At 55.6% G+C, this 23,190-nt stretch carries 19 protein-coding genes; 16 read left to right on the forward strand and 3 right to left on the reverse strand.

The features are described 5' to 3' along the window. Positions 1–7 precede the first annotated feature (7 nt). Positions 8–667: a sugar phosphatase gene (locus tag AC3WS9_RS06970; RefSeq protein WP_492487483.1), complete on the forward strand. Its 660-nt coding sequence runs from the start codon at positions 8–10 to the stop codon at positions 665–667. A 76-nt stretch (positions 668–743) separates the two neighbouring features. Beyond that, positions 744–2,576 (forward strand): SLC13 family permease, encoded by a 1,833-nt coding sequence (locus AC3WS9_RS06975; protein WP_492487485.1) that lies wholly within the window; start codon positions 744–746, stop codon positions 2,574–2,576. Positions 2,577–2,647: 71 nt separating this feature from the next. Here AC3WS9_RS06975 and yfbR read toward each other — a convergent pair whose 3' ends face one another. Together yfbR and alaA are read right to left on the reverse strand one after the other, a co-directional pair. After that, positions 2,648–3,247 (reverse strand): 5'-deoxynucleotidase, encoded by a 600-nt coding sequence (yfbR, locus tag AC3WS9_RS06980; RefSeq protein ID WP_285146777.1) that lies wholly within the window; start codon positions 3,245–3,247, stop codon positions 2,648–2,650. Positions 3,248–3,341: 94 nt separating this feature from the next. After that, positions 3,342–4,556 (reverse strand): alanine transaminase AlaA, encoded by a 1,215-nt coding sequence (gene alaA, locus AC3WS9_RS06985; protein WP_095282753.1) that lies wholly within the window; start codon positions 4,554–4,556, stop codon positions 3,342–3,344. Between the two features lie 884 nt (positions 4,557–5,440). Here alaA and lrhA point away from each other — a divergent pair. The 14 genes from lrhA (at position 5,441) to nuoN (ending at position 22,050) form a co-directional block, all read left to right on the forward strand. Further along, complete coding sequence (gene lrhA, locus AC3WS9_RS06990; RefSeq protein WP_282493642.1) at positions 5,441–6,379, forward strand: transcriptional regulator LrhA; 939 nt, start codon at positions 5,441–5,443, stop codon at positions 6,377–6,379. A 630-nt stretch (positions 6,380–7,009) separates the two neighbouring features. After that, on the forward strand, positions 7,010–7,450 hold the full coding sequence (gene nuoA / locus AC3WS9_RS06995; protein ID WP_282493641.1) for an NADH-quinone oxidoreductase subunit NuoA: 441 nt from the start codon (positions 7,010–7,012) through the stop codon (positions 7,448–7,450). Between the two features lie 15 nt (positions 7,451–7,465). After that, positions 7,466–8,140: an NADH-quinone oxidoreductase subunit NuoB gene (gene nuoB, locus AC3WS9_RS07000; protein ID WP_003861482.1), complete on the forward strand. Its 675-nt coding sequence runs from the start codon at positions 7,466–7,468 to the stop codon at positions 8,138–8,140. Positions 8,141–8,230: 90 nt separating this feature from the next. After that, a complete protein-coding gene (gene nuoC, locus AC3WS9_RS07005) occupies positions 8,231–10,033 on the forward strand; it encodes an NADH-quinone oxidoreductase subunit C/D (RefSeq protein ID WP_282493640.1) in 1,803 nt (600 codons plus the stop codon). A gap of 2 nt (positions 10,034–10,035) precedes the next feature. Then, a complete protein-coding gene (gene nuoE / locus AC3WS9_RS07010) occupies positions 10,036–10,536 on the forward strand; it encodes an NADH-quinone oxidoreductase subunit NuoE (RefSeq protein ID WP_492487490.1) in 501 nt (166 codons plus the stop codon). Next, positions 10,533–11,870: an NADH-quinone oxidoreductase subunit NuoF gene (nuoF, locus tag AC3WS9_RS07015; protein WP_285146776.1), complete on the forward strand. Its 1,338-nt coding sequence runs from the start codon at positions 10,533–10,535 to the stop codon at positions 11,868–11,870. Before nuoE ends, nuoF begins: the two co-directional genes overlap by 4 nt. Before the next feature lie 57 nt (positions 11,871–11,927). Beyond that, the gene (gene nuoG / locus AC3WS9_RS07020; protein ID WP_285158425.1) at positions 11,928–14,654 is read left to right on the forward strand and encodes an NADH-quinone oxidoreductase subunit NuoG; all 2,727 of its coding nucleotides are present in this window, start codon (positions 11,928–11,930) and stop codon (positions 14,652–14,654) included. Further along, positions 14,651–15,628: an NADH-quinone oxidoreductase subunit NuoH gene (gene nuoH / locus AC3WS9_RS07025; protein ID WP_095282746.1), complete on the forward strand. Its 978-nt coding sequence runs from the start codon at positions 14,651–14,653 to the stop codon at positions 15,626–15,628. Before nuoG ends, nuoH begins: the two co-directional genes overlap by 4 nt. Positions 15,629–15,641: 13 nt before the next feature. Further along, positions 15,642–16,184, forward strand: coding sequence for an NADH-quinone oxidoreductase subunit NuoI (gene nuoI, locus AC3WS9_RS07030; RefSeq protein ID WP_282493636.1), 543 nt, complete (start codon positions 15,642–15,644; stop codon positions 16,182–16,184). 10 nt (positions 16,185–16,194) lie between these two features. Further along, a complete protein-coding gene (nuoJ, locus tag AC3WS9_RS07035; RefSeq protein WP_282493635.1) occupies positions 16,195–16,749 on the forward strand; it encodes an NADH-quinone oxidoreductase subunit J in 555 nt (184 codons plus the stop codon). Then, positions 16,746–17,048 (forward strand): NADH-quinone oxidoreductase subunit NuoK, encoded by a 303-nt coding sequence (nuoK, locus tag AC3WS9_RS07040; RefSeq protein WP_003861496.1) that lies wholly within the window; start codon positions 16,746–16,748, stop codon positions 17,046–17,048. Before nuoJ ends, nuoK begins: the two co-directional genes overlap by 4 nt. After that, positions 17,045–18,886 (forward strand): NADH-quinone oxidoreductase subunit L, encoded by a 1,842-nt coding sequence (gene nuoL, locus AC3WS9_RS07045; protein ID WP_285146772.1) that lies wholly within the window; start codon positions 17,045–17,047, stop codon positions 18,884–18,886. Before nuoK ends, nuoL begins: the two co-directional genes overlap by 4 nt. A gap of 170 nt (positions 18,887–19,056) precedes the next feature. Next, the gene (gene nuoM, locus AC3WS9_RS07050) at positions 19,057–20,586 is read left to right on the forward strand and encodes an NADH-quinone oxidoreductase subunit M (protein WP_282493633.1); all 1,530 of its coding nucleotides are present in this window, start codon (positions 19,057–19,059) and stop codon (positions 20,584–20,586) included. 6 nt (positions 20,587–20,592) lie between these two features. Beyond that, entirely contained in the window at positions 20,593–22,050 is a 1,458-nt protein-coding gene (gene nuoN / locus AC3WS9_RS07055) for an NADH-quinone oxidoreductase subunit NuoN (protein ID WP_282493632.1), read from the forward strand. A 130-nt stretch (positions 22,051–22,180) separates the two neighbouring features. Here the strand turns inward: nuoN and AC3WS9_RS07060 are convergent, their stop codons facing one another. Further along, on the reverse strand, positions 22,181–23,185 hold the full coding sequence (locus tag AC3WS9_RS07060; RefSeq protein ID WP_285146771.1) for a chemotaxis protein: 1,005 nt from the start codon (positions 23,183–23,185) through the stop codon (positions 22,181–22,183). Positions 23,186–23,190: the final 5 nt, after the last annotated feature.

A 23,190-nucleotide genomic window follows, 5' to 3' on the forward strand; every position in this document is an offset into this window, starting at 1 on the left:
GGTGAGTGTGCAGTGTAAAGGTTTTCTGTTTGATCTGGACGGTACGCTGGTGGATTCGCTGCCGGTTGTCGAGCGCTCGTGGTGCCATTGGGCCGACAGGCATGGCATCGACCATCAGGACGTGTTGAATTTCATCCATGGCAAACAGGCCATTACCTCTTTACGCCACTTCTTATCCGGAAGAACCGAAGAGGAGATTCAGGCGGAGTTTAAATATCTGGAGCAAGTTGAAGCTCAGGATGTCGAGGGTATTGCGGCACTCCCGGGCGCGCTTGAGCTGCTCCAGCATCTGAACGAAGCGCAGATCCCCTGGGCGATTGTGACCTCGGGTTCAATTCCCGTCGCTCATGCCCGCCACAAGGCCGCAGGCCTGCCGACGCCTGAAGTGTTTGTCACCGCTGAACGTGTGAAGCGCGGTAAACCGGAGCCGGATGCGTTTTTATTAGGCGCGGAACTGCTGGGTATTCATCCAGCGGACTGCGTGGTGGTCGAAGACGCTGCCGCCGGTGTGCTGGCGGGGCTCAACGCCGGAAGCCACGTGATTGCCGTGAATGTTCCGGCCGGTTCGCCCCGGCTCGACGAAGTGGATTTCGCGCTCACGTCGCTTGCCGCGCTCTCGGTCCACAAGGGATCGGACGGAAATGTTACCGTCTCCCTGAAAATGTAAACCCATGATTTGGCCCCACATTGTTGGGGCCTTTTTATGGCAAAATTTCCCTCCCTTTCCCTGACAAGGATATGTTGTGAACGGTGAACTGATTTGGGTGCTGAGCCTTCTTGCTATCGCCATCATTCTCTTTGCAACCGGCAAAGTGCGCATGGACGCCGTTGCTCTGCTGGTTATCGTCGCGTTTGTTCTGAGCGGCACCTTAACGCTCTCCGAAGCCTTCTCCGGTTTTAGCGATCCCAACGTCATTTTGATTGCCGCGCTGTTCATCATCGGCGACGGCCTGGTGCGCACCGGCGTCGCCACGGTAATGGGCTCCTGGCTGGTGAAAGTGGCGGGCAGCAGCGAAACCAAAATGCTCATCTACCTGATGCTGACGGTCGCCGGGCTGGGTGCCTTTATGAGCTCCACCGGCGTGGTCGCGATCTTTATTCCGGTGGTGTTAAGCGTCTCGATGCGCATGCAGACCTCACCGTCGCGGTTGATGATGCCGCTGAGTTTCGCCGGGCTGATTAGCGGCATGATGACTCTTGTCGCGACACCACCGAACCTGGTGGTGAACAGTGAACTGCTGCGCGAAGGCTATGCCGGGTTTAGCTTCTTCAGCGTGACGCCGATTGGCCTGGTCGTGCTGGTACTCGGCGTGATTTACATGCTCCTGACCCGCTTTGCGCTGAAGGGCGATACGCAACACAAAAAAGGCGACGGCTGGCGTCGGCGCACTTTCCGCGATCTGATCAAAGAGTATCGCCTCACCGGGCGGGCGCGTCGCCTGGCGATCCGTCCCGGCTCACCGCTGATTGGTCAGCGTCTGGACGATCTCAAACTGCGCGAACGCTACGGCGCGAATATCATTGGCGTCGAGCGCTGGCGGCGGTTCCGTCGCGTGATTGTGAATGTGAACGGGGTGTCAGAGTTCCGCGCCCGCGACGTCCTGCTGATTGATATGTCGACGGCGGACGTGGATCTGCGTGAGTTCTGCACTGAACAACTGCTGGAGCCGATGGTGCTGCGCGGCGAGTATTTCTCCGATCAGGCGCTGGACGTGGGGATGGCGGAAGTCTCGCTGATCCCTGAGTCGGAACTGCTGGGCAAAACCGTGCGCGAAATCGGGTTCCGTACCCGCTACGGACTGAATGTCGTCGGCCTGAAACGCGACGGCGTTGCGATGGAAGGGGCGGTAGTGGATGATCCCCTGCAGCTGGGCGATATCTTCCTGGTGGTCGGCAACTGGAAGCTTATCAGCCAACTCGGGCAAAAAGGGCGCGATTTTGTGGTGCTCAATATGCCTGTCGAAGAGAGCGACGCCTCACCGGCCCACAGTCAGGCTCCGCATGCCATATTCTGTCTGGTGCTGATGGTCGCCCTGATGCTCACCGACGAAATTCCTAACCCCATCGCGGCGATTATTGCCTGCCTGCTGATGGGCAAATTCCGCTGCATCGACGCCGAAAGTGCCTACAAAGCCATTCACTGGCCGAGCATTATTCTGATCGTCGGGATGATGCCGTTCGCGCTGGCGCTGCAAAAGACAGGCGGTGTGGATCTGGTGGTGAAAGGCCTGATGGACGTCGGCGGGGGCTATGGCCCGTACATGATGATGATTTGTCTTTTCGTGATGTGCGCCACCATCGGATTGTTTATCTCCAATACCGCGACGGCGGTGCTGATGGCACCTATTGCGCTGGCGATGGCGAAGTCGATGGGCGTGTCGCCGTATCCGTTTGCGATGATGGTCGCAATGGCGGCGTCAGCGGCGTTTATGACGCCAGTTTCGTCACCGGTGAATACGCTGGTGCTGGGGCCGGGGAACTATCAATTCAGCGATTTCGTGAAGCTCGGGGTGCCGTTCACCATTCTGGTGATGCTGGTTTGCGTGGTGCTGATTCCGGTGCTGTTCCCGTTTTGACATCGTTGTTGGCATCCCGTTAAGGGTTTTGTAGGCCCGGCAAGCGTAGCGCCGCCGGGCACAACGGACGACTAAAGAGGTGAATCCTGGCTAATCTCATCCAGCGACAGATGGAAGCTCGGCACAAACACCTGCATAAAGTAATCCATCTCTTCGCTGCGGCGTGATTCGAGGGTTTTTTCCAGTCGCGTTTTCGCCAGTAAAAACTCGTTGTTTCCGGCGGACAACTCTTCGAGGCACTTGAGATAGGCGCACAGGGCATCGGCCTGTTTCACCAGCAATCTTTCCTCTTCTGTGCACTGATGCTCATCGATCAGCGGCGCAAAAATATCCCGCAGCTCTTCCGGCACCATATCCACCAGTTTCTGCTGGGCGATCTTCTCGATAGCCTTATATTCCTGGGCAATCTGCGAATTGAAATATTTCACCGGTGTCGGCAGGTCGCCGGTTAACACTTCGGAGGCGTCGTGGTACATCGCCAGCAGGGCGATGCGTTCGGCATTGACGTTACCGTTGAATTTGCGGTTTTTAATGGCGGCCAGGGCGTGAGCAACCATCGCCACCTGCAAACTGTGTTCCGACACGTTTTCGGTGCGCACGTTGCGCATCAGCGGCCAGCGGTTAATGAGTTTCAGGCGGGAGAGATGGGCGAAGAAATGACTTTGACTCATAGAATACCTTTTGTCTTGCACTGCGACAGCGTTCATTGTGCGGCGAGGGGAGGCAAGATGCAAATCAGGCTGCCAGTGGCAGCCTGATGGGAGGTTACTGATGATAACCGGAGAGGAAGCGTCCGAACCGGCTAATCGCCATTTCCAGGTCATCCTCACGCGGTAGAGTGACGATACGCACGTGGTCCGGCCATGGCCAGTTAAACGCGGTTCCCTGAACCAGCAGCACTTTTTCCTGCAGCAGGAAGTCGAGCACCATCTTCTGGTCATCGTGAATATTGAAACGTTTAGCGTCAATTTTCGGGAACATGTAGAGCGCGCCGTTAGGCTTCACGCAGGAGACGCCAGGAATATCGTTAATCAGCTCCCACGCGCGGTTACGCTGCTCGTACAGGCGGCCGCCGGGCACGATAAATTCGCTGATGCTCTGATAGCCGCCGAGCGCCGTTTGAATCGCATGCTGCGCCGGAACGTTGGCGCACAGGCGCATCGAGGCCAGCATTTCCAGCCCTTCGATGTAGCCCTTAGCGTGCTTTTTCGGGCCGTTCAGGACCATCCAGCCCTGACGGAAACCGGCCACGCGGTAGGTTTTCGACAGGCCGTTAAAGGTGACGGTCAGCAGATCCGGAGCCAGCGTCGCAATCGAGTGGTGCTGCGCCGCGTCGTAGAGGATCTTGTCGTAAATCTCATCGGCGAAGATGATCAGGTTGTGCTGACGGGCGATCTCCACGATCTCCATCAACAGCTCTTTGGAGTAGACCGCACCCGTCGGGTTGTTCGGGTTGATAATCACGATACCGCGCGTGCGCGGGGTGATTTTGGCGCGGATATCGTCGAGATCCGGGAACCAGTCGGCAGATTCGTCGCACAGATAGTGCACCGCTTTGCCGCTGGAGAGGGAAACGGCCGCTGTCCACAGCGGATAATCCGGCGCAGGCACCAGCATCTCATCGCCGCTGTTCAGCAGGGCTTGCATCGCCTGCACGATCAGTTCGGAAACGCCGTTACCAATATAGATATCTTCAACGGTGACATCGCGCATCCCACGGGCCTGATAGTGCTGCATGATGGCCTTACGGGCGGAGTAGAGTCCTTTTGAATCGCAGTAGCCTTGCGCAGTGGGCAGGTTACGGATCACATCCACCAGAATTTCGTCCGGCGCGTCAAAACCAAAGGGCGCAGGGTTGCCGATGTTGAGTTTCAGGACCTTGTTGCCTTCCTCTTCCAGGCGCTTTGCCTCTTTGAGAACCGGACCGCGGATGTCGTAACAGACGTTATCTAATTTGCTGGATTTTTCGATAGGGGACATGAATCGTTGACCTTTTAGCTGTTGTTGCCACTCCCTGCCGTGGAAGTCAGCACGGAACAATGTACTCCCACCGCGCTGCGTTTTGAAGGGTGTACAGAAGAAGATTTTGCCGGGATGCGAAAATAAGACGTAATCTATTTATCTGCCAGCAGAGTAGTTTGGTCGTTTAAAGCATTGCGTTAGCAGGCAAGTGCAGTTTATTATCGCGTTTGCGGCGGTTTTTAATGTATTTTACCCTGCGAAAAACCGCGCTCTGGTAGGGAAACGATGAGATTGCAATGATTTCCTCGGGTGACCTTTCGTAAAACCGGAATGCTTCTTAATATCTTTGCTCAATGGGGGAATTGGTCAAAGGTTGCGCGTGTAAAAATAATGTTAAGCATTATTAATGGATAAAGCTAATCTAAATTAATGTTTATATATTATTGAGGCCGAAATCTTAACTTTCGTTAATTTTAATAAAATTAGTTTAGCCGTTAATCAACATCGATTAATCATTAATGGTGCAATAATACTTATAAATAAAGTGGATTTGGGTTAAGATGTTGTCTCAGGAAAAGAGAGGAATGTTTACAATAACGTGTATTTCCTCCCGTTTTTCCTGAATTAGTTGATTGTTATTGTTAGAATTATCTCTACTATACTGGATAGGCAACACCTTTACTGCTGTGCCCGTGTTGCGTGAAAAAAGGTGATGATGTGTAGTTTCTTTAATGGAATTTACCTAAATCAGCAAAACCTAAAAATATCCTGAACATTTAAGAGAATAAAAATATCGTCATGGAACGTTGTTTCTGACTTCTGCTATACACCAGCCAATAACTATCTGTCATGTAGTCTGCCGGTCGGGCAGCTCCGCACGAGCAACTTGTAAGTGAATAGATATGATAAATGCAAATCGTCCGATAATGAATCTCGACCTCGATCTGCTGAGAACCTTTGTTGCGGTCGCTGATCTCAATACGTTTGCCGCCGCCGCAGCCGCTGTTTGCCGTACCCAGTCGGCGGTGAGCCAACAAATGCAGCGACTCGAGCAGCTGGTGGGCAAAGAGCTCTTTGCACGCCATGGTCGTAATAAGCTCTTAACCGAGCACGGGATCCAGTTACTGGGTTACGCAAGGAAGATTCTGCGCTTCAATGATGAAGCATGTATGTCATTAATGTTTAGCAATCTTCAGGGCGTTTTAACGTTAGGCGCTTCTGATGAATCCGCTGATACGATATTGCCGTTTTTACTTAATCGCATCAGTTCGGTTTATCCGAAGCTTGCGCTGGATGTCAGCGTCAAACGAAATGCCTTCATGATTGATATGCTGAAAGACCATGAAGTTGATCTGGTTGTGACAACGCACCGTCCTGGGCAATTTGATTGCCTGACGCTGCGCACGTCACCGACGCACTGGTATTGCGCGGCGGAATATGTGCTGCAAAAAGGTGAGCCTATTCCGCTGGTGTTGCTGGACGATCCCAGCCCGTTCCGCGATATGGTGTTGTCCGCGCTGAATGAAGCCAATATTCCGTGGCGCTTAGCCTATGTGGCTTCCACGCTGCCTGCGGTACGCGCCGCGGTGAAAGCGGGACTTGGCGTGACCGCTCGCCCAGTTGAGATGATGAGCCCGGATTTGCGCGTTTTAGGCAAATCTGACGGATTACCGTCATTACCTGACACGGAGTATCTGCTGTGCCATAACCCGGGCAGCAATAACGAGCTGGCAAAAATCGTCTTTGAAGCGATGGTGAGCTACCACAATCCGTGGCAATTCGAGAATGTTACTCCCGAAGGGGGGGGCGATTCCCTGGTGGTTGAAGGGGATTTTGAGTGATCAGGCTCTAATAATCTCGTAACAATTTGTAAGTGTAAAAAAGAACCACTCGTGCGGATTTTTCGCGGAGTGGTTTTTTTTTGACAAAAATATCGTCATTATCTCTAGGGATATTTTAAATAGTGTTTAATTATCAGGGTAATGAGTATATTTGCTCGATTTTTAAACGTTTCGCGTTTTGTTATTCTGTTTGCAGTGCTGATGTTAAAAAACCAGCAAAAATGTTGCCGTTTTTTGGATTGGATTAACAAAAGCGTGTCTCAGATCAAGAAAATACTCCTATTTGGGGGGAGGAATCAGCAGCAAATCCTGTCAAAATAGGGGGGTAATATTTCTTTTACTTCAAAACGGACACGATTCAACACCATGCGGTTGACGTAAAGTCATCGGCCCACCAGGGTTAAAGGGCATGAAATGTTAATGAGAATCGATCTATGTGATTTAATGTGAAGAAACCTTTGTTAAAGTTGACAAAAGGTTATAGAAAGGAGTAAAAAACCACATCATTTTGCTGTCTATGTCTCATTTCTGACAGTCGGTGTAAGGTTATTTGTTCCTCCCCATGAATCGATGTGATGTCCATCTGCCAGCAAGAGCAGAGCTGTAGATATCACTTTTGATGAGTAAGCAATGAGTATGTCAACATCCACAGAAGTCGTCGCTCATCATTGGGCATTCGCAATCTTTCTTATCGTTGCCATAGGCCTGTGCTGCCTGATGTTAGTCGGTGGCTGGTTCCTGGGCGGTCGCGCCCGCGCAAGGCACAAAAACACCCCATTTGAATCGGGTATCGATTCGGTAGGTACCGCTCGCTTACGCCTGTCCGCCAAGTTCTATCTGGTGGCCATGTTCTTCGTTATCTTCGACGTTGAAGCGCTCTACCTGTTCGCATGGTCAACTTCAATCCGCGAAAGTGGATGGATTGGCTTTGTCGAAGCCGCAATTTTCATTTTAGTGCTACTGGCCGGTCTGGTTTACCTGGTGCGCATCGGCGCGCTGGACTGGACACCTGTGCGTTCACGCCGTGAACTGGTTAACCCGGAAAACAGTAACTCTAATCGTCAGCAGTAACAGCGAGGCAATAAGATGGATTATACGCTCACCCGCATAGATCCTAACGGTGAGAATGACCGTTACCCCCTGCAAAAACAGGAGATCGTAACCGACCCCCTGGAGCAAGAAGTCAACAAAAGCGTGTACATGGGCAAGCTCGAACATGCCATGCACGATATGGTCAACTGGGGTCGTAAGAACTCCATCTGGCCATACAACTTTGGTCTTTCTTGCTGCTACGTTGAAATGGTGACGTCATTCACTGCGGTGCATGACGTTGCGCGTTTTGGTGCCGAGGTACTGCGTGCATCACCTCGTCAGGCTGACCTGATGGTGGTAGCGGGAACCTGCTTCACCAAAATGGCGCCCGTCATTCAGCGTCTTTACGACCAGATGCTCGAGCCGAAATGGGTTATTTCCATGGGTGCTTGTGCAAACTCGGGCGGTATGTACGACATTTATTCCGTAGTGCAAGGCGTCGATAAGTTTATCCCGGTGGATGTTTACATCCCTGGCTGCCCGCCGCGTCCGGAAGCTTACATGCAGGCGCTGATGCTGCTGCAGGAGTCGATCGGCAAAGAGCGCCGTCCGCTTTCCTGGGTGGTTGGCGACCAGGGCGTGTACCGCGCCAATATGCAGTCTGAGCGCGAGCGTAAACGCGGAGAACGTATTGCAGTGACCAATCTGCGTACGCCTGACGAAATTTAATTTGCGCCTGTAGGCCTGGAGAAAAACCTTCGCATATCACTATACAAATAGCGCGAAGCCAGGCTTAACAGTCACCACGGACCATTTGCAATGGTGAACAATATGACCGACTTAACCGCGCAAGATGCCGCATGGCAAACCCGGGATCATCTCGATGACCCGGTCATCGGCGAACTGCGCAACCGTTTTGGGCCGGATGCCTTTACTGTTCAGGCCACCCGCACCGGGGTACCCGTTGTTTGGGTCAAGCGTGAACAATTGCTGGAAGCAGTCGATTTCTTAAAGAAATTACCTAAACCTTACGTCATGCTGTTTGACTTACACGGCATGGATGAGCGTCTGCGCACCCACCGTCACGGTTTACCCGCGGCGGATTTTTCCGTTTTCTACCACCTGATCTCAATAGACCGCAATCGGGATATCATGCTCAAGGTGGCATTGTCTGAAAACGACATGCATCTGCCGACGATCACCAAACTTTTCCCGAACGCGAACTGGTACGAGCGTGAAACCTGGGAAATGTTCGGCATGACCTTCGATGGCCACCCGCACCTGACGCGCATCATGATGCCGCAGACCTGGACCGGCCACCCTCTGCGTAAAGACTACCCGGCGCGCGCCACCGAATTCGACCCGTTTGAGCTGACCAAAGCCAAACAGGATCTGGAGATGGAAGCGCTGACCTTCAAGCCGGAAGACTGGGGCATGAAGCGTGGCACCGACAATGAGGACTTCATGTTCCTCAACCTCGGTCCAAACCACCCGTCTGCGCACGGTGCATTCCGTATTATTCTTCAGCTCGACGGCGAAGAGATTGTCGACTGCGTTCCTGACGTCGGTTACCACCACCGTGGTGCTGAGAAGATGGGCGAGCGCCAGTCCTGGCACAGCTACATTCCTTACACCGACCGTATCGAGTACCTCGGCGGCTGCGTGAACGAAATGCCTTACGTGCTGGCCGTAGAGAAACTGGCCGGTATCAAAGTGCCTGAGCGCGTTGATGTTATCCGCGTCATGCTCTCTGAACTGTTCCGTATCAACAGCCACCTGCTCTATATCTCCACGTTCATTCAGGACGTCGGGGCGATGACGCCGGTGTTCTTCGCGTTTACCGACCGTCAGAAAATCTACGATCTGGTTGAAGCCATCACCGGTTTCCGTATGCACCCGGCCTGGTTCCGTATCGGCGGTGTGGCACACGATCTGCCGCGTGGATGGGATCGCCTGCTGCGTGAATTCCTCGACTGGATGCCGAAGCGTCTGGCCTCTTACGAGAAAGCCGCGCTGCGTAACACCATTCTGATTGGCCGTTCCAAAGGCGTGGCCGCTTACGGCGCGAAAGAAGCGCTGGAGTGGGGCACCACCGGTGCTGGCCTGCGTGCAACCGGTATTGATTTCGACGTGCGTAAAGCCCGTCCATACTCTGGCTACGAAAACTTCGACTTCGAAGTCCCGGTTGGCGGCGGTGTATCCGACTGCTACACCCGCGTGATGCTGAAAGTGGAAGAGTTGCGCCAGAGTCTGCGCATCCTTGAGCAGTGCCTCAACAACATGCCGGAAGGCCCGTTCAAAGCAGATCACCCGCTGACGACGCCGCCACCGAAAGAGCGCACGCTGCAACATATCGAAACCCTGATCACCCACTTCCTGCAGGTTTCATGGGGCCCGGTCATGCCAGCCCAGGAATCCTTCCAGATGGTGGAAGCGACCAAGGGTATTAACAGTTACTACCTGACCAGTGACGGCAGCACCATGAGCTACCGTACGCGTATTCGTACGCCGAGCTTTGCGCACCTGCAGCAGATCCCGTCCGCCATTCGCGGCAGTCTGGTCTCCGACCTGATTGTGTATCTGGGTAGTATCGATTTTGTTATGTCAGATGTGGACCGCTAATTATGCACGAGAATCAACAACCACAAACCGAGGCTTTTGAGCTGAGTGCGGCAGAACGTGCGGCAATTAAGCACGAGATGCATCACTACGAAGACCCGCGTGCGGCATCCATTGAAGCGCTGAAAATCGTCCAGAAACAGCGCGGTTGGGTACCCGATGGCGCGATCTATGCGATCGCCGAGGTGCTGGGTATCCCGGCAAGCGACGTGGAAGGGGTGGCAACATTCTACAGCCAGATCTTCCGCCAGCCGGTAGGCCGTCACGTGATCCGCTACTGCGACAGCGTGGTGTGTCATATCACCGGTTATCAGGGCATCCAGGCCGCGCTCGAGAAAAAACTCGACATCAAGCCAGGACAAACGACTTTCGACGGTCGTTTCACGCTGCTGCCAACCTGCTGCCTGGGTAACTGCGACAAGGGGCCGAGCATGATGATTGATGAGGATACTCACAGCCATCTGACGCCGGAAGCGATTCCTGACCTGCTGGAGCGGTACAAATGAAAACAGTCATTCGCACTGCTGAAACTCATCCGCTGACCTGGCGTCTGCGCGATGACAAACAGCCCGTCTGGCTCGAAGAATATCAGAGCAAAAACGGCTACGAAGGCGCACGTAAAGCGCTCTCCGGCATGGCGCCGGATGAAATCGTCAACGCGGTGAAAGACTCCGGCCTGAAAGGGCGCGGCGGCGCGGGCTTCTCCACCGGTTTGAAGTGGAGCCTGATGCCGAAAGACGAATCCATGAATATCCGTTACCTGCTGTGTAACGCCGATGAAATGGAGCCGGGCACCTATAAAGACCGCCTGCTGATGGAACAGCTGCCGCACCTGCTGGTGGAAGGCATGCTGATCTCCGCGTTCGCGCTGAAAGCCTACCGTGGCTACATCTTCCTGCGCGGCGAATACATTGAAGCGGCAGAAAACCTGCGTCGTGCCATCGCGGAAGCGACCGAAGCGGGCTTGCTTGGCAAAAACATTCTCGGCACCGGTTTTGACTTCGAGCTGTTCGTGCACACCGGGGCAGGGCGTTACATCTGTGGTGAAGAGACCGCGCTGATCAACTCCCTCGAAGGCCGCCGCGCGAACCCGCGCTCCAAGCCTCCGTTCCCGGCAAGCTCCGGCGTGTGGGGTAAACCGACCTGTGTCAACAACGTCGAAACCCTGTGTAACGTTCCGGCTATCCTCGCCAACGGCGTGGAGTGGTATCAGAACATCTCGACCAGTAAAGACGCTGGCACCAAGCTGATGGGCTTCTCCGGTCGCGTTAAAAATCCGGGTCTGTGGGAGCTGCCGTTCGGGACCACCGCACGCGAAATCCTCGAAGACTATGCGGGCGGTATGCGCGATGGCCTGAAATTCAAAGCCTGGCAGCCGGGCGGCGCGGGGACAGACTTCCTGACTGAAGCGCACCTCGACCTGCCAATGGAATTCGAAAGCATTGGTAAAGCAGGCAGCCGTCTGGGTACGGCGCTGGCGATGGCCGTTGACCATGAAATTGGCATGGTGTCGCTGGTGCGTAACCTGGAAGAGTTCTTCGCCCGCGAATCCTGCGGCTGGTGTACGCCATGCCGTGACGGTTTACCGTGGAGCGTGAAGATCCTGCGCGCCATCGAGCGCGGCGAAGGCCAGCCTGGCGACATCGAGACACTTGAGCAACTGTGTCGATTCCTCGGTCCGGGCAAAACCTTCTGTGCCCACGCACCAGGTGCCGTTGAGCCATTGCAAAGCGCGATTAAATATTTCCGCGACGAATTCGAAGCGGGCATCAAGCAGCAGTTCAGCAATACCCATTTGATTAACGGTATTCAGCCGAACCTGCTGAAAGCGCGCTGGTAGCGATACTGAATTTTGATTAACGCTCAGTCTCTGACTGAGCCAACTGGAAGCATGCTAATGGCTACGATTCATGTAGACGGCAAAGAATACGAGGTCAACGGGGCCGACAACCTGCTAGAAGCTTGTCTGTCTCTCGGCCTTGATATTCCGTATTTTTGCTGGCATCCGGCGCTGGGCAGCGTCGGTGCTTGCCGCCAGTGTGCGGTGAAGCAATACCAAAACGCGGAAGACACGCGTGGACGCCTGGTCATGTCCTGTATGACACCAGCGACCGAAGGCACCTTTATTTCGATTGAAGACGAAGAAGCGAAACAGTTCCGTGAGAGCGTCGTGGAATGGTTGATGACCAACCACCCGCACGACTGTCCGGTCTGTGAAGAGGGCGGTAACTGCCACCTTCAGGATATGACCGTGATGACAGGTCATAGCTTCCGTCGCTATCGCTTTACCAAACGTACTCACCGCAACCAGGATCTGGGGCCGTTCATCTCTCACGAAATGAACCGCTGCATCGCCTGCTACCGCTGCGTGCGTTACTACAAAGATTACGCAGACGGTCAGGATCTGGGCGTGTATGGCGCACATGACAACGTCTACTTCGGTCGTCCGGAAGACGGAACGCTTGAAAGCGAATTCTCCGGTAACCTGGTAGAAATCTGCCCGACCGGCGTATTCACCGATAAAACGCACTCCGAGCGTTATAACCGTAAGTGGGACATGCAGTTTGCGCCAAGCATCTGCCAGCAGTGTTCCCTCGGCTGTAACACCAGCCCGGGCGAGCGCTACGGTGAACTGCGTCGTATCGAAAACCGTTACAACGGTACCGTTAACCACTACTTCCTCTGCGACCGTGGTCGTTTCGGCTATGGCTATGTGAACCTGAAAGACCGTCCGCGTCAGCCGGTTCAGCGCCGTGGCGACGATCTGATCACCCTCAACGCTGAACAAGCGATGCAGGGCGCGGCAGATATTCTGCGCCAGTCGAAGAAAGTGATCGGTATCGGCTCCCCGCGTGCCAGCGTCGAAAGCAACTTTGCGCTGCGTGAGCTGGTGGGTGCGGATAACTTCTACACCGGTATCGCCCACGGCGAGCAGGAACGTCTGGAGCTGGTGCTGAAAGTGCTGCGCGAAGGCGGTATCCGTACTCCTGCGCTGCGCGAAATCGAATCCTATGACGCGGTGCTGGTGCTGGGCGAAGATCTGACGCAGACCGGTGCACGCGTTGCGCTGGCGGTTCGTCAGGCGGTGAAAGGTAAAGCACGTGAAATGGCAGCGGCCCAGAAAGTGGCTGACTGGCAGATTGCGGCGATCCTCAACATCGGCCAGCGCGCCAAGCATCCGCTGTTTGTCACTAACGTCGACAACACCCGTCTGGACGACATCGCGGCGTGGACCTATCGCGCACCGGTAGAAGACCAGGCGCGTCTCGGTTTTGCCATTGCTCACGCGCTGGATAACAGTGCTCCGGCCGTCGAAGGCCTGGATCGTGACCTGCAGAACAAGATCGACGTGATCGTGCAGGCTCTGGCCGGCGCGAAGAAACCTCTGATTATTTCCGGTACCAACGCCGGTAGCCCGGACGTGATTCAGGCTGCGGCAAACGTCGCGAAAGCGCTGAAAGGGCGCGGGGCGGACGTGGGCGTGACCATGATTGCGCGCGCAGTCAACAGCGTCGGTCTGGGCTTGATTGGCGGCGGTTCTCTGGAAGCGGCGTTGAGCGAACTCGAATCGGGTGCGGCTGACGGTGTGATCGTCCTTGAGAACGACCTGCATCGTCATGCTTCTGCCGCTCGCGTGGATGCAGCTCTGTCAAAAGCGCCGCTGGTGATGGTAATTGACCATCAGCGCACGGCGATTATGGACAAAGCGCACCTGGTGCTGTCGGCAGCAAGCTTCGCCGAAAGCGACGGGACGGTTATCAACAACGAAGGCCGCGCACAGCGTTTCTTCCAGGTTTATGACCCGTCTTACTACGACGCGAACACCCTGATGCTGGAAAGCTGGCGCTGGCTGCACTCTCTGCACAGCACCGTGGAAAACCGTCAGGTGGACTGGACGCAGCTCGATGATGTGATCGACGCCGTTGTGGCAAAACTGCCGCAGCTGGCAGGCATCAAAGATGCCGCGCCGGACGCGAGCTTCCGCATTCGCGGCCAGAAACTGGCGCGTGAACCGCACCGTTACAGTGGCCGTACGGCGATGCGCGCGAATATCAGCGTGCACGAACCGCGTCAGCCGCAGGATAAAGACACCATGTTCGCCTTCTCCATGGAAGGGAACAACCAGCCGTCTGCACCGCGTTCTCAGATTCCGTTCGCATGGGCACCGGGCTGGAACTCCCCGCAGGCATGGAACAAGTTCCAGGCTGAAGTGGGCGGTTCTCTGCGCCACGGCGATCCAGGTGTTCGTTTGATTGAAGCGAGCGAAACGGGTCTGGAGTACTTCACGACCGTTCCGGCTCGTTTCGAAGCGCAGGAAGGCAACTGGCGTATCGCGCCTTACTACCATCTGTTTGGTAGTGACGAGATGTCCCAGCGCTCTCCGGTGTTCCAGACGCGCATGCCGCAGCCTTACATCAAGCTCAATCCGGCGGATGCCGCGAAGCTTGGCGTCAACGCGGGTAGCCAGGTCTCCTTTAGCTATGAAGGCCAGACCATCAGTCTGCCGCTGGTGATCGCCGAAGGTCTGACAGCAGGGCAGGTGGGTCTGCCGATGGGTCTGCCGGGTATCGCTCCGGTGCTGGCGGGCGCGCGTCTTGATAATCTGCAGGAGGCACAAGCATGAGTTGGTTAACGCCGGATCTCATCGAAATTCTGTTAAGCATTCTCAAGGCGGTGGTCATTCTGCTGGTGGTTGTCACCTGCGGCGCGTTCATGAGCTTTGGTGAACGTCGTCTGCTCGGTCTGTTCCAGAACCGTTACGGACCGAACCGCGTGGGCTGGGGTGGTTCACTCCAGCTGGTCGCGGACATGATCAAGATGTTCTTTAAAGAAGACTGGATCCCGAAATTCTCGGACCGCGTCATCTTTACCCTGGCACCGATGATCGCCTTTACCTCGCTGCTGCTGGCCTTTGCTATCGTCCCGGTCAGTCCGACCTGGGTGGTGGCGGACCTGAACATCGGGATCCTGTTCTTCCTGATGATGGCAGGCCTGGCGGTTTACGCGGTCCTGTTCGCGGGCTGGTCGAGTAACAACAAATACTCCCTGCTGGGTGCGATGCGTGCGTCTGCGCAGACCCTGAGCTACGAAGTGTTCCTCGGTCTTTCCCTGATGGGCGTGGTGGCGCAGGCCGGTTCATTTAACATGACCGACATCGTCAACAACCAGGCTGATATCTGGAACGTCATTCCGCAGTTCTTTGGTTTTGTCACCTTTGCTATCGCGGGCGTGGCGGTGTGTCACCGTCACCCGTTTGACCAGCCAGAAGCCGAACAGGAACTGGCCGACGGTTACCACATTGAATATTCCGGCATGAAGTTCGGTCTGTTCTTCGTGGGCGAGTACATCGGTATCGTCACCATTTCCGCGTTGATGGTTACGCTGTTCTTTGGTGGCTGGCATGGCCCGTTCTTACCGCCGTTCATCTGGTTCGCGCTGAAAACCGCGTTCTTCATGATGATGTTCATTTTGATTCGTGCGTCTTTACCGCGTCCGCGTTATGACCAGGTAATGTCCTTCGGCTGGAAAGTGTGCCTGCCGCTGACGCTCGTCAACTTGTTGGTAACGGCGGCTGTCATTCTCTGGCAGCAGCCATAAGGGGCTTTAGAACATGACCTTAAAAGAATTATTGGTAGGCACCGGCACCCAGCTTCGCAGTATCTGGATGATCGGCCTGCACGCGTTTGCAAAACGCGAAACCCAGATGTATCCGGAAGAGCCGGTATATCTGCCGCCGCGCTACCGTGGCCGTATCGTGCTGACCCGCGATCCGGACGGCTCTGAGCGCTGCGTTGCCTGTAACCTGTGTGCGGTAGCCTGTCCGGTCGGCTGTATCTCTTTGCAGAAAGCAGAGACCAAAGACGGCCGCTGGTACCCTGAGTTCTTCCGCATCAACTTCTCACGCTGCATCTTCTGTGGTCTGTGTGAAGAAGCGTGCCCAACCACGGCGATTCAGCTGACTCCAGATTTCGAACTGGGTGAGTACAAGCGTCAGGACCTGGTGTACGAGAAAGAGGATCTGCTGATTTCCGGTCCGGGCAAATACCCGGAATATAACTTCTACCGGATGGCGGGTATGGCAATCGACGGCAAAGATAAGGGCGAAGCAGAGAACGAAGCTAAGCCTATCGACGTCAAGAGCCTGTTACCGTAAGGAGAGGGCAATGGAATTCGCTTTTTATATCTGTGGCCTTATCGCCATCCTGGCCACGCTGCGCGTGATCACGCACACCAATCCGGTGCATGCGTTGCTGTATCTGATCATCTCGCTGCTGGCTATTTCCGGCGTGTTCTTCTCGCTGGGTGCCCACTTTGCGGGCGCACTGGAAATCATCGTCTACGCCGGGGCCATCATGGTTCTGTTCGTCTTCGTGGTGATGATGCTGAACCTGGGCGGCTCTGAAATTGAACAAGAACGTCAGTGGTTAAAACCGCAGGTGTGGATTGGCCCGGCGATTCTGTCGGCCATCATGCTGGCGGTGATCGTTTACGCAATTCTTGGCGTGAACGATCAGGGCATCGACGGTACGCCGATCAGCGCGAAAGCGGTTGGTATCACGCTGTTTGGCCCGTACGTTCTGGCCGTTGAACTGGCGTCGATGCTGCTGCTGGCGGGTCTGGTTGTGGCCTTCCACGTTGGTCGCGAAGAGCGTCCGGGTGAAGTGCTGAGCAACCGTGCGAATGACAGCGCGAAAAGAAAAACGGAGGAGCGCGCATGATCCCCTTAACACATGGACTGATCCTCGCCGCGATTTTGTTCGTTCTGGGCTTAACCGGTCTGGTTATCCGCCGCAATCTGCTGTTTATGCTGATCGGTCTGGAAATCATGATCAACGCTTCCGCGCTGGCCTTTGTGGTCGCCGGTAGCTACTGGGGCCAGACCGATGGTCAGGTAATGTACATTCTCGCCATCAGCCTTGCGGCTGCTGAAGCGAGTATTGGCCTGGCGCTGTTGCTGCAGCTCCATCGTCGCCGCCAGAACCTGAACATCGATTCAGTAAGTGAGTTGCGTGGATGAACATGCTTGCCTTAACCATTATCTTTCCGTTGATCGGCTTTGTGCTGCTGGCATTCTCCCGCGGCCGCTGGTCGGAAAATCTGTCCGCGACCGTGGGCATTGGCTCTATCGGCCTGGCGGCGCTGGTCACCGCCTATGCCGGTATTGACTTCTTTAACAACGGCAAGCAGGCGTTCACCCTGCCGCTGTGGACCTGGATGTCGGTCGGTGATTTCAACATCGGTTTCAGCCTGGTGCTGGATGGTCTCTCTCTGACCATGCTCTCCGTGGTGACCGGTGTGGGCTTCCTGATCCACATGTTCGCCTCCTGGTATATGCGCGGTGAAGAGGGTTACTCCCGCTTCTTCGCCTACACCAACCTGTTTATCGCCAGCATGGTGGTTCTGGTGCTGGGTGATAACCTGCTGCTGATGTATCTCGGCTGGGAAGGCGTGGGTCTCTGCTCTTACCTGCTGATCGGTTTCTACTACACCGATCCGAAGAATGGCGCAGCGGCCATGAAAGCGTTCGTCGTGACCCGTGTGGGTGACGTGTTCCTCGCTTTCGCGCTGTTCATTCTTTACAACGAACTGGGCACGCTGAACTTCCGCGAAATGGTAGAACTGGCGCCGGCTCACTTCGAAGCAGGCAACAACATGCTGACGTGGGCAACGCTGATGCTGCTCGGTGGTGCCGTGGGTAAATCCGCGCAGCTGCCGTTGCAGACCTGGCTTGCGGACGCGATGGCAGGCCCAACGCCTGTCTCCGCGCTGATCCACGCCGCGACCATGGTAACCGCTGGTGTTTACCTGATTGCGCGTACCCATGGTCTGTTCCTGATGACTCCGGAAATCCTGCACCTGGTCGGTATCGTGGGCGCAGTGACGCTGGTTCTGGCGGGCTTTGCCGCGCTGGTTCAGACGGACATCAAACGCGTTCTCGCTTACTCCACCATGAGCCAGATTGGCTACATGTTCCTGGCGCTCGGCGTACAGGCATGGGACGCGGCGATTTTCCATCTGATGACGCACGCGTTCTTTAAAGCGCTGCTGTTCCTCTCGTCCGGCTCCGTCATTCTGGCGTGCCACCACGAGCAGAACATCTTCAAGATGGGCGGTCTGCGCAAATCTATTCCACTGGTTTATATCTGCTTCCTGGTGGGCGGCGCGGCGCTGTCGGCTCTGCCGATTATCACCGCGGGCTTCTTCAGTAAGGACGAAATCCTTGCGGGTGCCATGGCAAATGGTCATATCAATCTGATGGTGGCAGGTCTGGTCGGTGCATTCATGACCTCCCTGTATACCTTCCGAATGATTTTCATCGTGTTCCACGGTAAAGAACAAATTCACGCTCACGCAGGGAAGGGGATTACCCACCACCTGCCGCTGCTGGTTCTGCTGGTCCTGTCTACCTTCGTTGGTGCGATGATTGTGCCACCGCTGCAGGGCGTACTGCCGGATACCACCGAGCTTGAGCACGGTCGCGTTCTGACGCTTGAAATCACCTCGGGTGTGGTCGCTATCGCGGGCATCCTGATCGCTGCATGGCTGTGGCTGGGCAAACGTACGCTGGTGACTGCGGTCGCTAACAGTGCGCCGGGCCGTCTGCTGGGCACCTGGTGGTACAACGCGTGGGGCTTCGACTGGCTGTACGACATGATCTTCGTTAAGCCATTCCTCGGCATTGCGTGGCTGCTGAAACGCGATCCGATGAACTCCATGATGAACATCCCGGCGGTGCTGTCCCGCTTCGCAGGTAAAGGCCTGCTGTTAAGCGAGAACGGTTATTTGCGCTGGTATGTGGCTTCGATGAGCATTGGTGCGGTTGTCGTGCTGGCGCTGCTGATGGTGTTGCGTTGATTTGAGATGGGGTTTGCCCGGTGGCGCTGCGCTTACCGGGCCTACAAAACCGTAGGTCGGGTAAGCGTAAGCCCCACCCGACACAACAAACCCCATCCGAACTGAATTTTCCGTGAGAATTCGTTGAACATCGGCCCCGGCTGGGGCCTTAAAAAGGAATAAAAATCGCCATGTTACTACCCTGGCTAATATTAATTCCCTTCATTGGTGGGTTCCTGTGCTGGCAGACCGAACGCTTTGGCGTGAAGATGCCGCGCTGGATTGCGCTGATCACCATGGGATTGACGCTTGCACTTGGTCTGCAACTCTGGTTGCAGGGCGGCTATTCACTGACCCAGTCTGCGGGCATCCCGCAGTGGCAGTCTGAATTTATCCTGCCGTGGATACCGCGCTTTGGTATCACGATCCACCTCGCGCTCGACGGCCTGTCGCTGCTGATGGTGGTGCTGACCGGCCTGCTCGGCGTTCTGGCGGTACTGTGTTCCTGGAATGAGATTCAAAAATACCAGGGATTCTTCCACCTGAACCTGATGTGGATCCTGGGCGGCGTGATCGGCGTGTTCCTTGCCATCGACATGTTCCTGTTCTTCTTCTTCTGGGAAATGATGCTGGTGCCGATGTACTTCCTGATCGCGCTGTGGGGCCATAAGGCATCCGACGGTAAAACGCGTATCACGGCGGCAACCAAGTTCTTCATCTACACCCAGGCGAGTGGTCTGGTGATGTTGATTGCGATCCTGGGCCTGGTGTTCGTGCACTACAACGCGACCGGCGTCTGGACCTTCAACTACGAAGCGCTGCTGAAAACGCCAATGTCTCACGGCGTGGAATACCTGCTGATGCTGGGCTTCTTCATCGCGTTTGCGGTGAAAATGCCGGTGGTTCCGCTGCACGGCTGGCTGCCAGACGCGCACTCCCAGGCACCAACGGCAGGTTCCGTTGACCTGGCGGGGATCTTGCTGAAAACCGCGGCCTACGGTCTGCTGCGCTTTGCGCTGCCGCTGTTCCCGAACGCCTCCGCTGAGTTCGCGCCTATTGCGATGTGGCTCGGTGTGATCGGTATCTTCTACGGCGCATGGATGGCATTCACGCAGTACGACATCAAACGTCTTATCGCGTACACCTCCGTTTCCCATATGGGCTTCGTGCTGATTGCCATCTACACCGGCAGCCAGCTGGCGTACCAGGGCGCGGTGATTCAGATGATTGCTCACGGTCTTTCTGCGGCGGGTCTCTTCATCCTCTGCGGTCAGTTGTACGAACGTCTGCATACCCGTGACATGCGCATGATGGGCGGTCTGTGGAGCAAAATTAAGTGGCTGCCAGCTCTGTCGATGTTCTTCGCAGTCGCGACGCTGGGGATGCCGGGCACCGGTAACTTTGTCGGCGAATTCATGATTCTGTTCGGCAGCTTCAAAGTGGTTCCGGTGATTACCGTGGTCTCCACGTTTGGCCTGGTCTTCGCGTCCGTTTACTCGCTGGCGATGCTGCATCGCGCTTACTTCGGTAAAGCGAAGAGCCAAATCGCGGAGCAAGAGCTGCCGGGGATGTCGCCGCGCGAACTGTTCCTCGTTCTGTTGCTGGTCGTACTGCTGGTGCTGCTGGGCTTCTATCCGCAGCCGATTCTGGATACTTCGCATTCCGCGATGGGTAACATCCAGCAGTGGTTTGTTAATTCTGCTTCTAATACAAGGCTGTAATTCGCCATGACAATAACTCCACAACAACTGATCGCGCTGCTACCGCTGCTGATCGTCGGATTGACGGTGGTGGTTGTGATGCTCTCCATTGCGTGGCGACGCAATCACTTCCTGAATGCCACGCTGTCGGTTTTGGGTCTGAACGCTGCGTTAGTCTCCCTCTGGTTTGTTGGCCAGGCGGGCGCGATGGATGTCACCCCGCTGATGCGCGTTGACGGTTTTGCGATGCTGTACACCGGGCTGGTCCTGCTGGCGAGCCTCGCGACCTGTACCTTTGCCTACCCGTGGCTTGAAGGCTACAACGACAACAAAGAAGAGTTTTACCTGCTGGTTCTGATTGCCGCTCTCGGCGGGATCCTGCTGGCGAACGCTAACCACCTCGCGGCCCTGTTCCTCGGTATTGAGTTGATCTCTCTCCCGCTGTTCGGCCTGATTGGTTATGCGTTCCGTCAGAAGCGCTCTCTGGAAGCTGCTATCAAGTACATGATCCTGTCTGCTGCGGCCTCGTCATTCCTGCTGTTCGGTATGGCGCTGCTGTATGCGCAGTCCGGTAACCTCTCTTTCCTGGCGCTCGGCAAGAGCCTCGGCGACAACATGCTGCACGAACCGCTGCTGCTGGCGGGTCTGGGCATGATGATTGTTGGCCTCGGCTTTAAACTCTCTCTGGTTCCGTTCCACCTGTGGACGCCAGACGTGTATCAGGGGGCTCCGGCTCCGGTTTCCACCTTCCTGGCGACGGCGAGCAAAATCGCTATCTTCGGCGTGGTGATGCGTCTGTTCCTGTACGCGCCGGTTGGCGACAGCGAAGCGGTGCGCGTGGTGCTGGGCATTATCGCCTTCGCCTCGATCATCTTCGGTAACCTGATGGCGTTGAGCCAGACCAACATCAAGCGTCTGCTGGGTTACTCGTCTATCTCTCACCTGGGCTATCTGCTGGTGGCGCTGATTGCGCTGCAGAGCGGTTCGATGTCGATGGAAACCGTCGGAGTTTACCTGGCCGGTTACCTGTTCAGCAGCCTCGGCGCGTTCGGCGTGGTGAGTCTGATGTCCAGCCCGTACCGTGGCCCGGATGCAGATTCACTGTACTCCTACCGTGGTCTGTTCTGGCACCGTCCGATTCTGTCCGCAGTGATGACCGTGATGATGCTGTCTCTGGCGGGTATCCCGATGACGCTCGGCTTTATCGGTAAGTTCTACGTGCTGGCCGTCGGTGTGCAGGCGGGTCTGTGGTGGCTGACCGCGGCGGTGGTTATCGGTTCCGCCATCGGTCTGTACTACTACCTGCGTGTCGCCGTGAGTCTGTACCTGAACGCGCCGCAGCAGCTGAACCGCGATGCGCCTACCAACTGGCAGTACAGCGCCGGCGGTATTGTGGTGCTGATCTCCGCGCTGCTGGTGCTGATCTTCGGTATCTACCCGCAGCCGCTGATCACCCTGGTGCAGCATGCGATGCCGCTGATGTAACAGGTGGCAGACAAAAAAAAACCCGCTTCGGCGGGTTTTTTTATTGCCGGGTGGCGCTTCGCTTACCCGGCCTACAAAAATGTCATGATCTGTAGGCCGGGTAAGGCGCAGCCGCCACCCGGCACAAGGCTTACGCCAGCTGTTTACGACTGATCAACGGCCCTTCAATCTTCTTCATCGAACGATCCAGCACTTCCTCGATCACCGATGACAGCTCGTTAATCTCAAACTTCGCCACATACCCGTCGGCCTTCACCTTACGAATATGGTCTTCGTTGGCGTTCCCGGACAGGGAAGAGTGGATCACCACCGGAATGTGCTTGAGGAATTCATCGGTCTTGATTTTGCGCGTCAGCGTAAATCCGTCCATCTCTGGCATTTCGAGGTCAGTCAGCACCAGCGCGATCTTATCGGTAATCGGCACGCCTTCGGCCTGAGCCTGCGCCGCCAGTTCACCAATTTTTTCCCAGGCTGTTTTGCCGGTGATAAACAGCTGTGCCGGGATATTCATCGCCTCCAGCCCTTTTTCCAGCATCGAGCGAGCGACTTTAGAGTCTTCCGCCACAATCGCCACCGCACCTGGCTTGATGTTGAACTTGCTGATTTTCAAATCCGTGGCGTGCATTTCGTGGTTCGCTGGCGTGATGTCATATAAGACCTGCTCAACGTCCAGCACCATCGCCAGATTGTTCGAATCGCTGCCCTCATCCAGGCTGGCGATGCTGGTAATGTAGCGCCCGCTGACGGCGGTTTCCGCCGCATGCACCTGCTTCCAGTCCAGACGCATAATATTGTCGACCGACTCCACGGCAAACGCCTGCACGCTGCGGGCGTACTCGGTAATCAGCAGAATATTCAGACCGGTTGTGGGGGTACAGCCTGCGACTGCCGCCAGATCGATCACCGGGATCACCTGATCGCGGATATTCACCATCCCCATTAGCGGGGATTTCATACCCGCAGGTTTAGTGAATTCCGGCATCGGCACAATTTCGCGCAGCTTAAAAACGTTGATGCCAAACAGTTCAGACTTGTTCTCATTCATTGAGGTCCCGAGACGGAACAGTAACAGTTCAAACCGGTTCGACAGGGTGAGATTCGCCCTGTCATCAATATCTTGTTGGTAATTATCCATGGTGC

The sequence above is a fragment of the Lelliottia sp. EB106-05-01-XG201 genome (genome assembly GCF_058791735.1).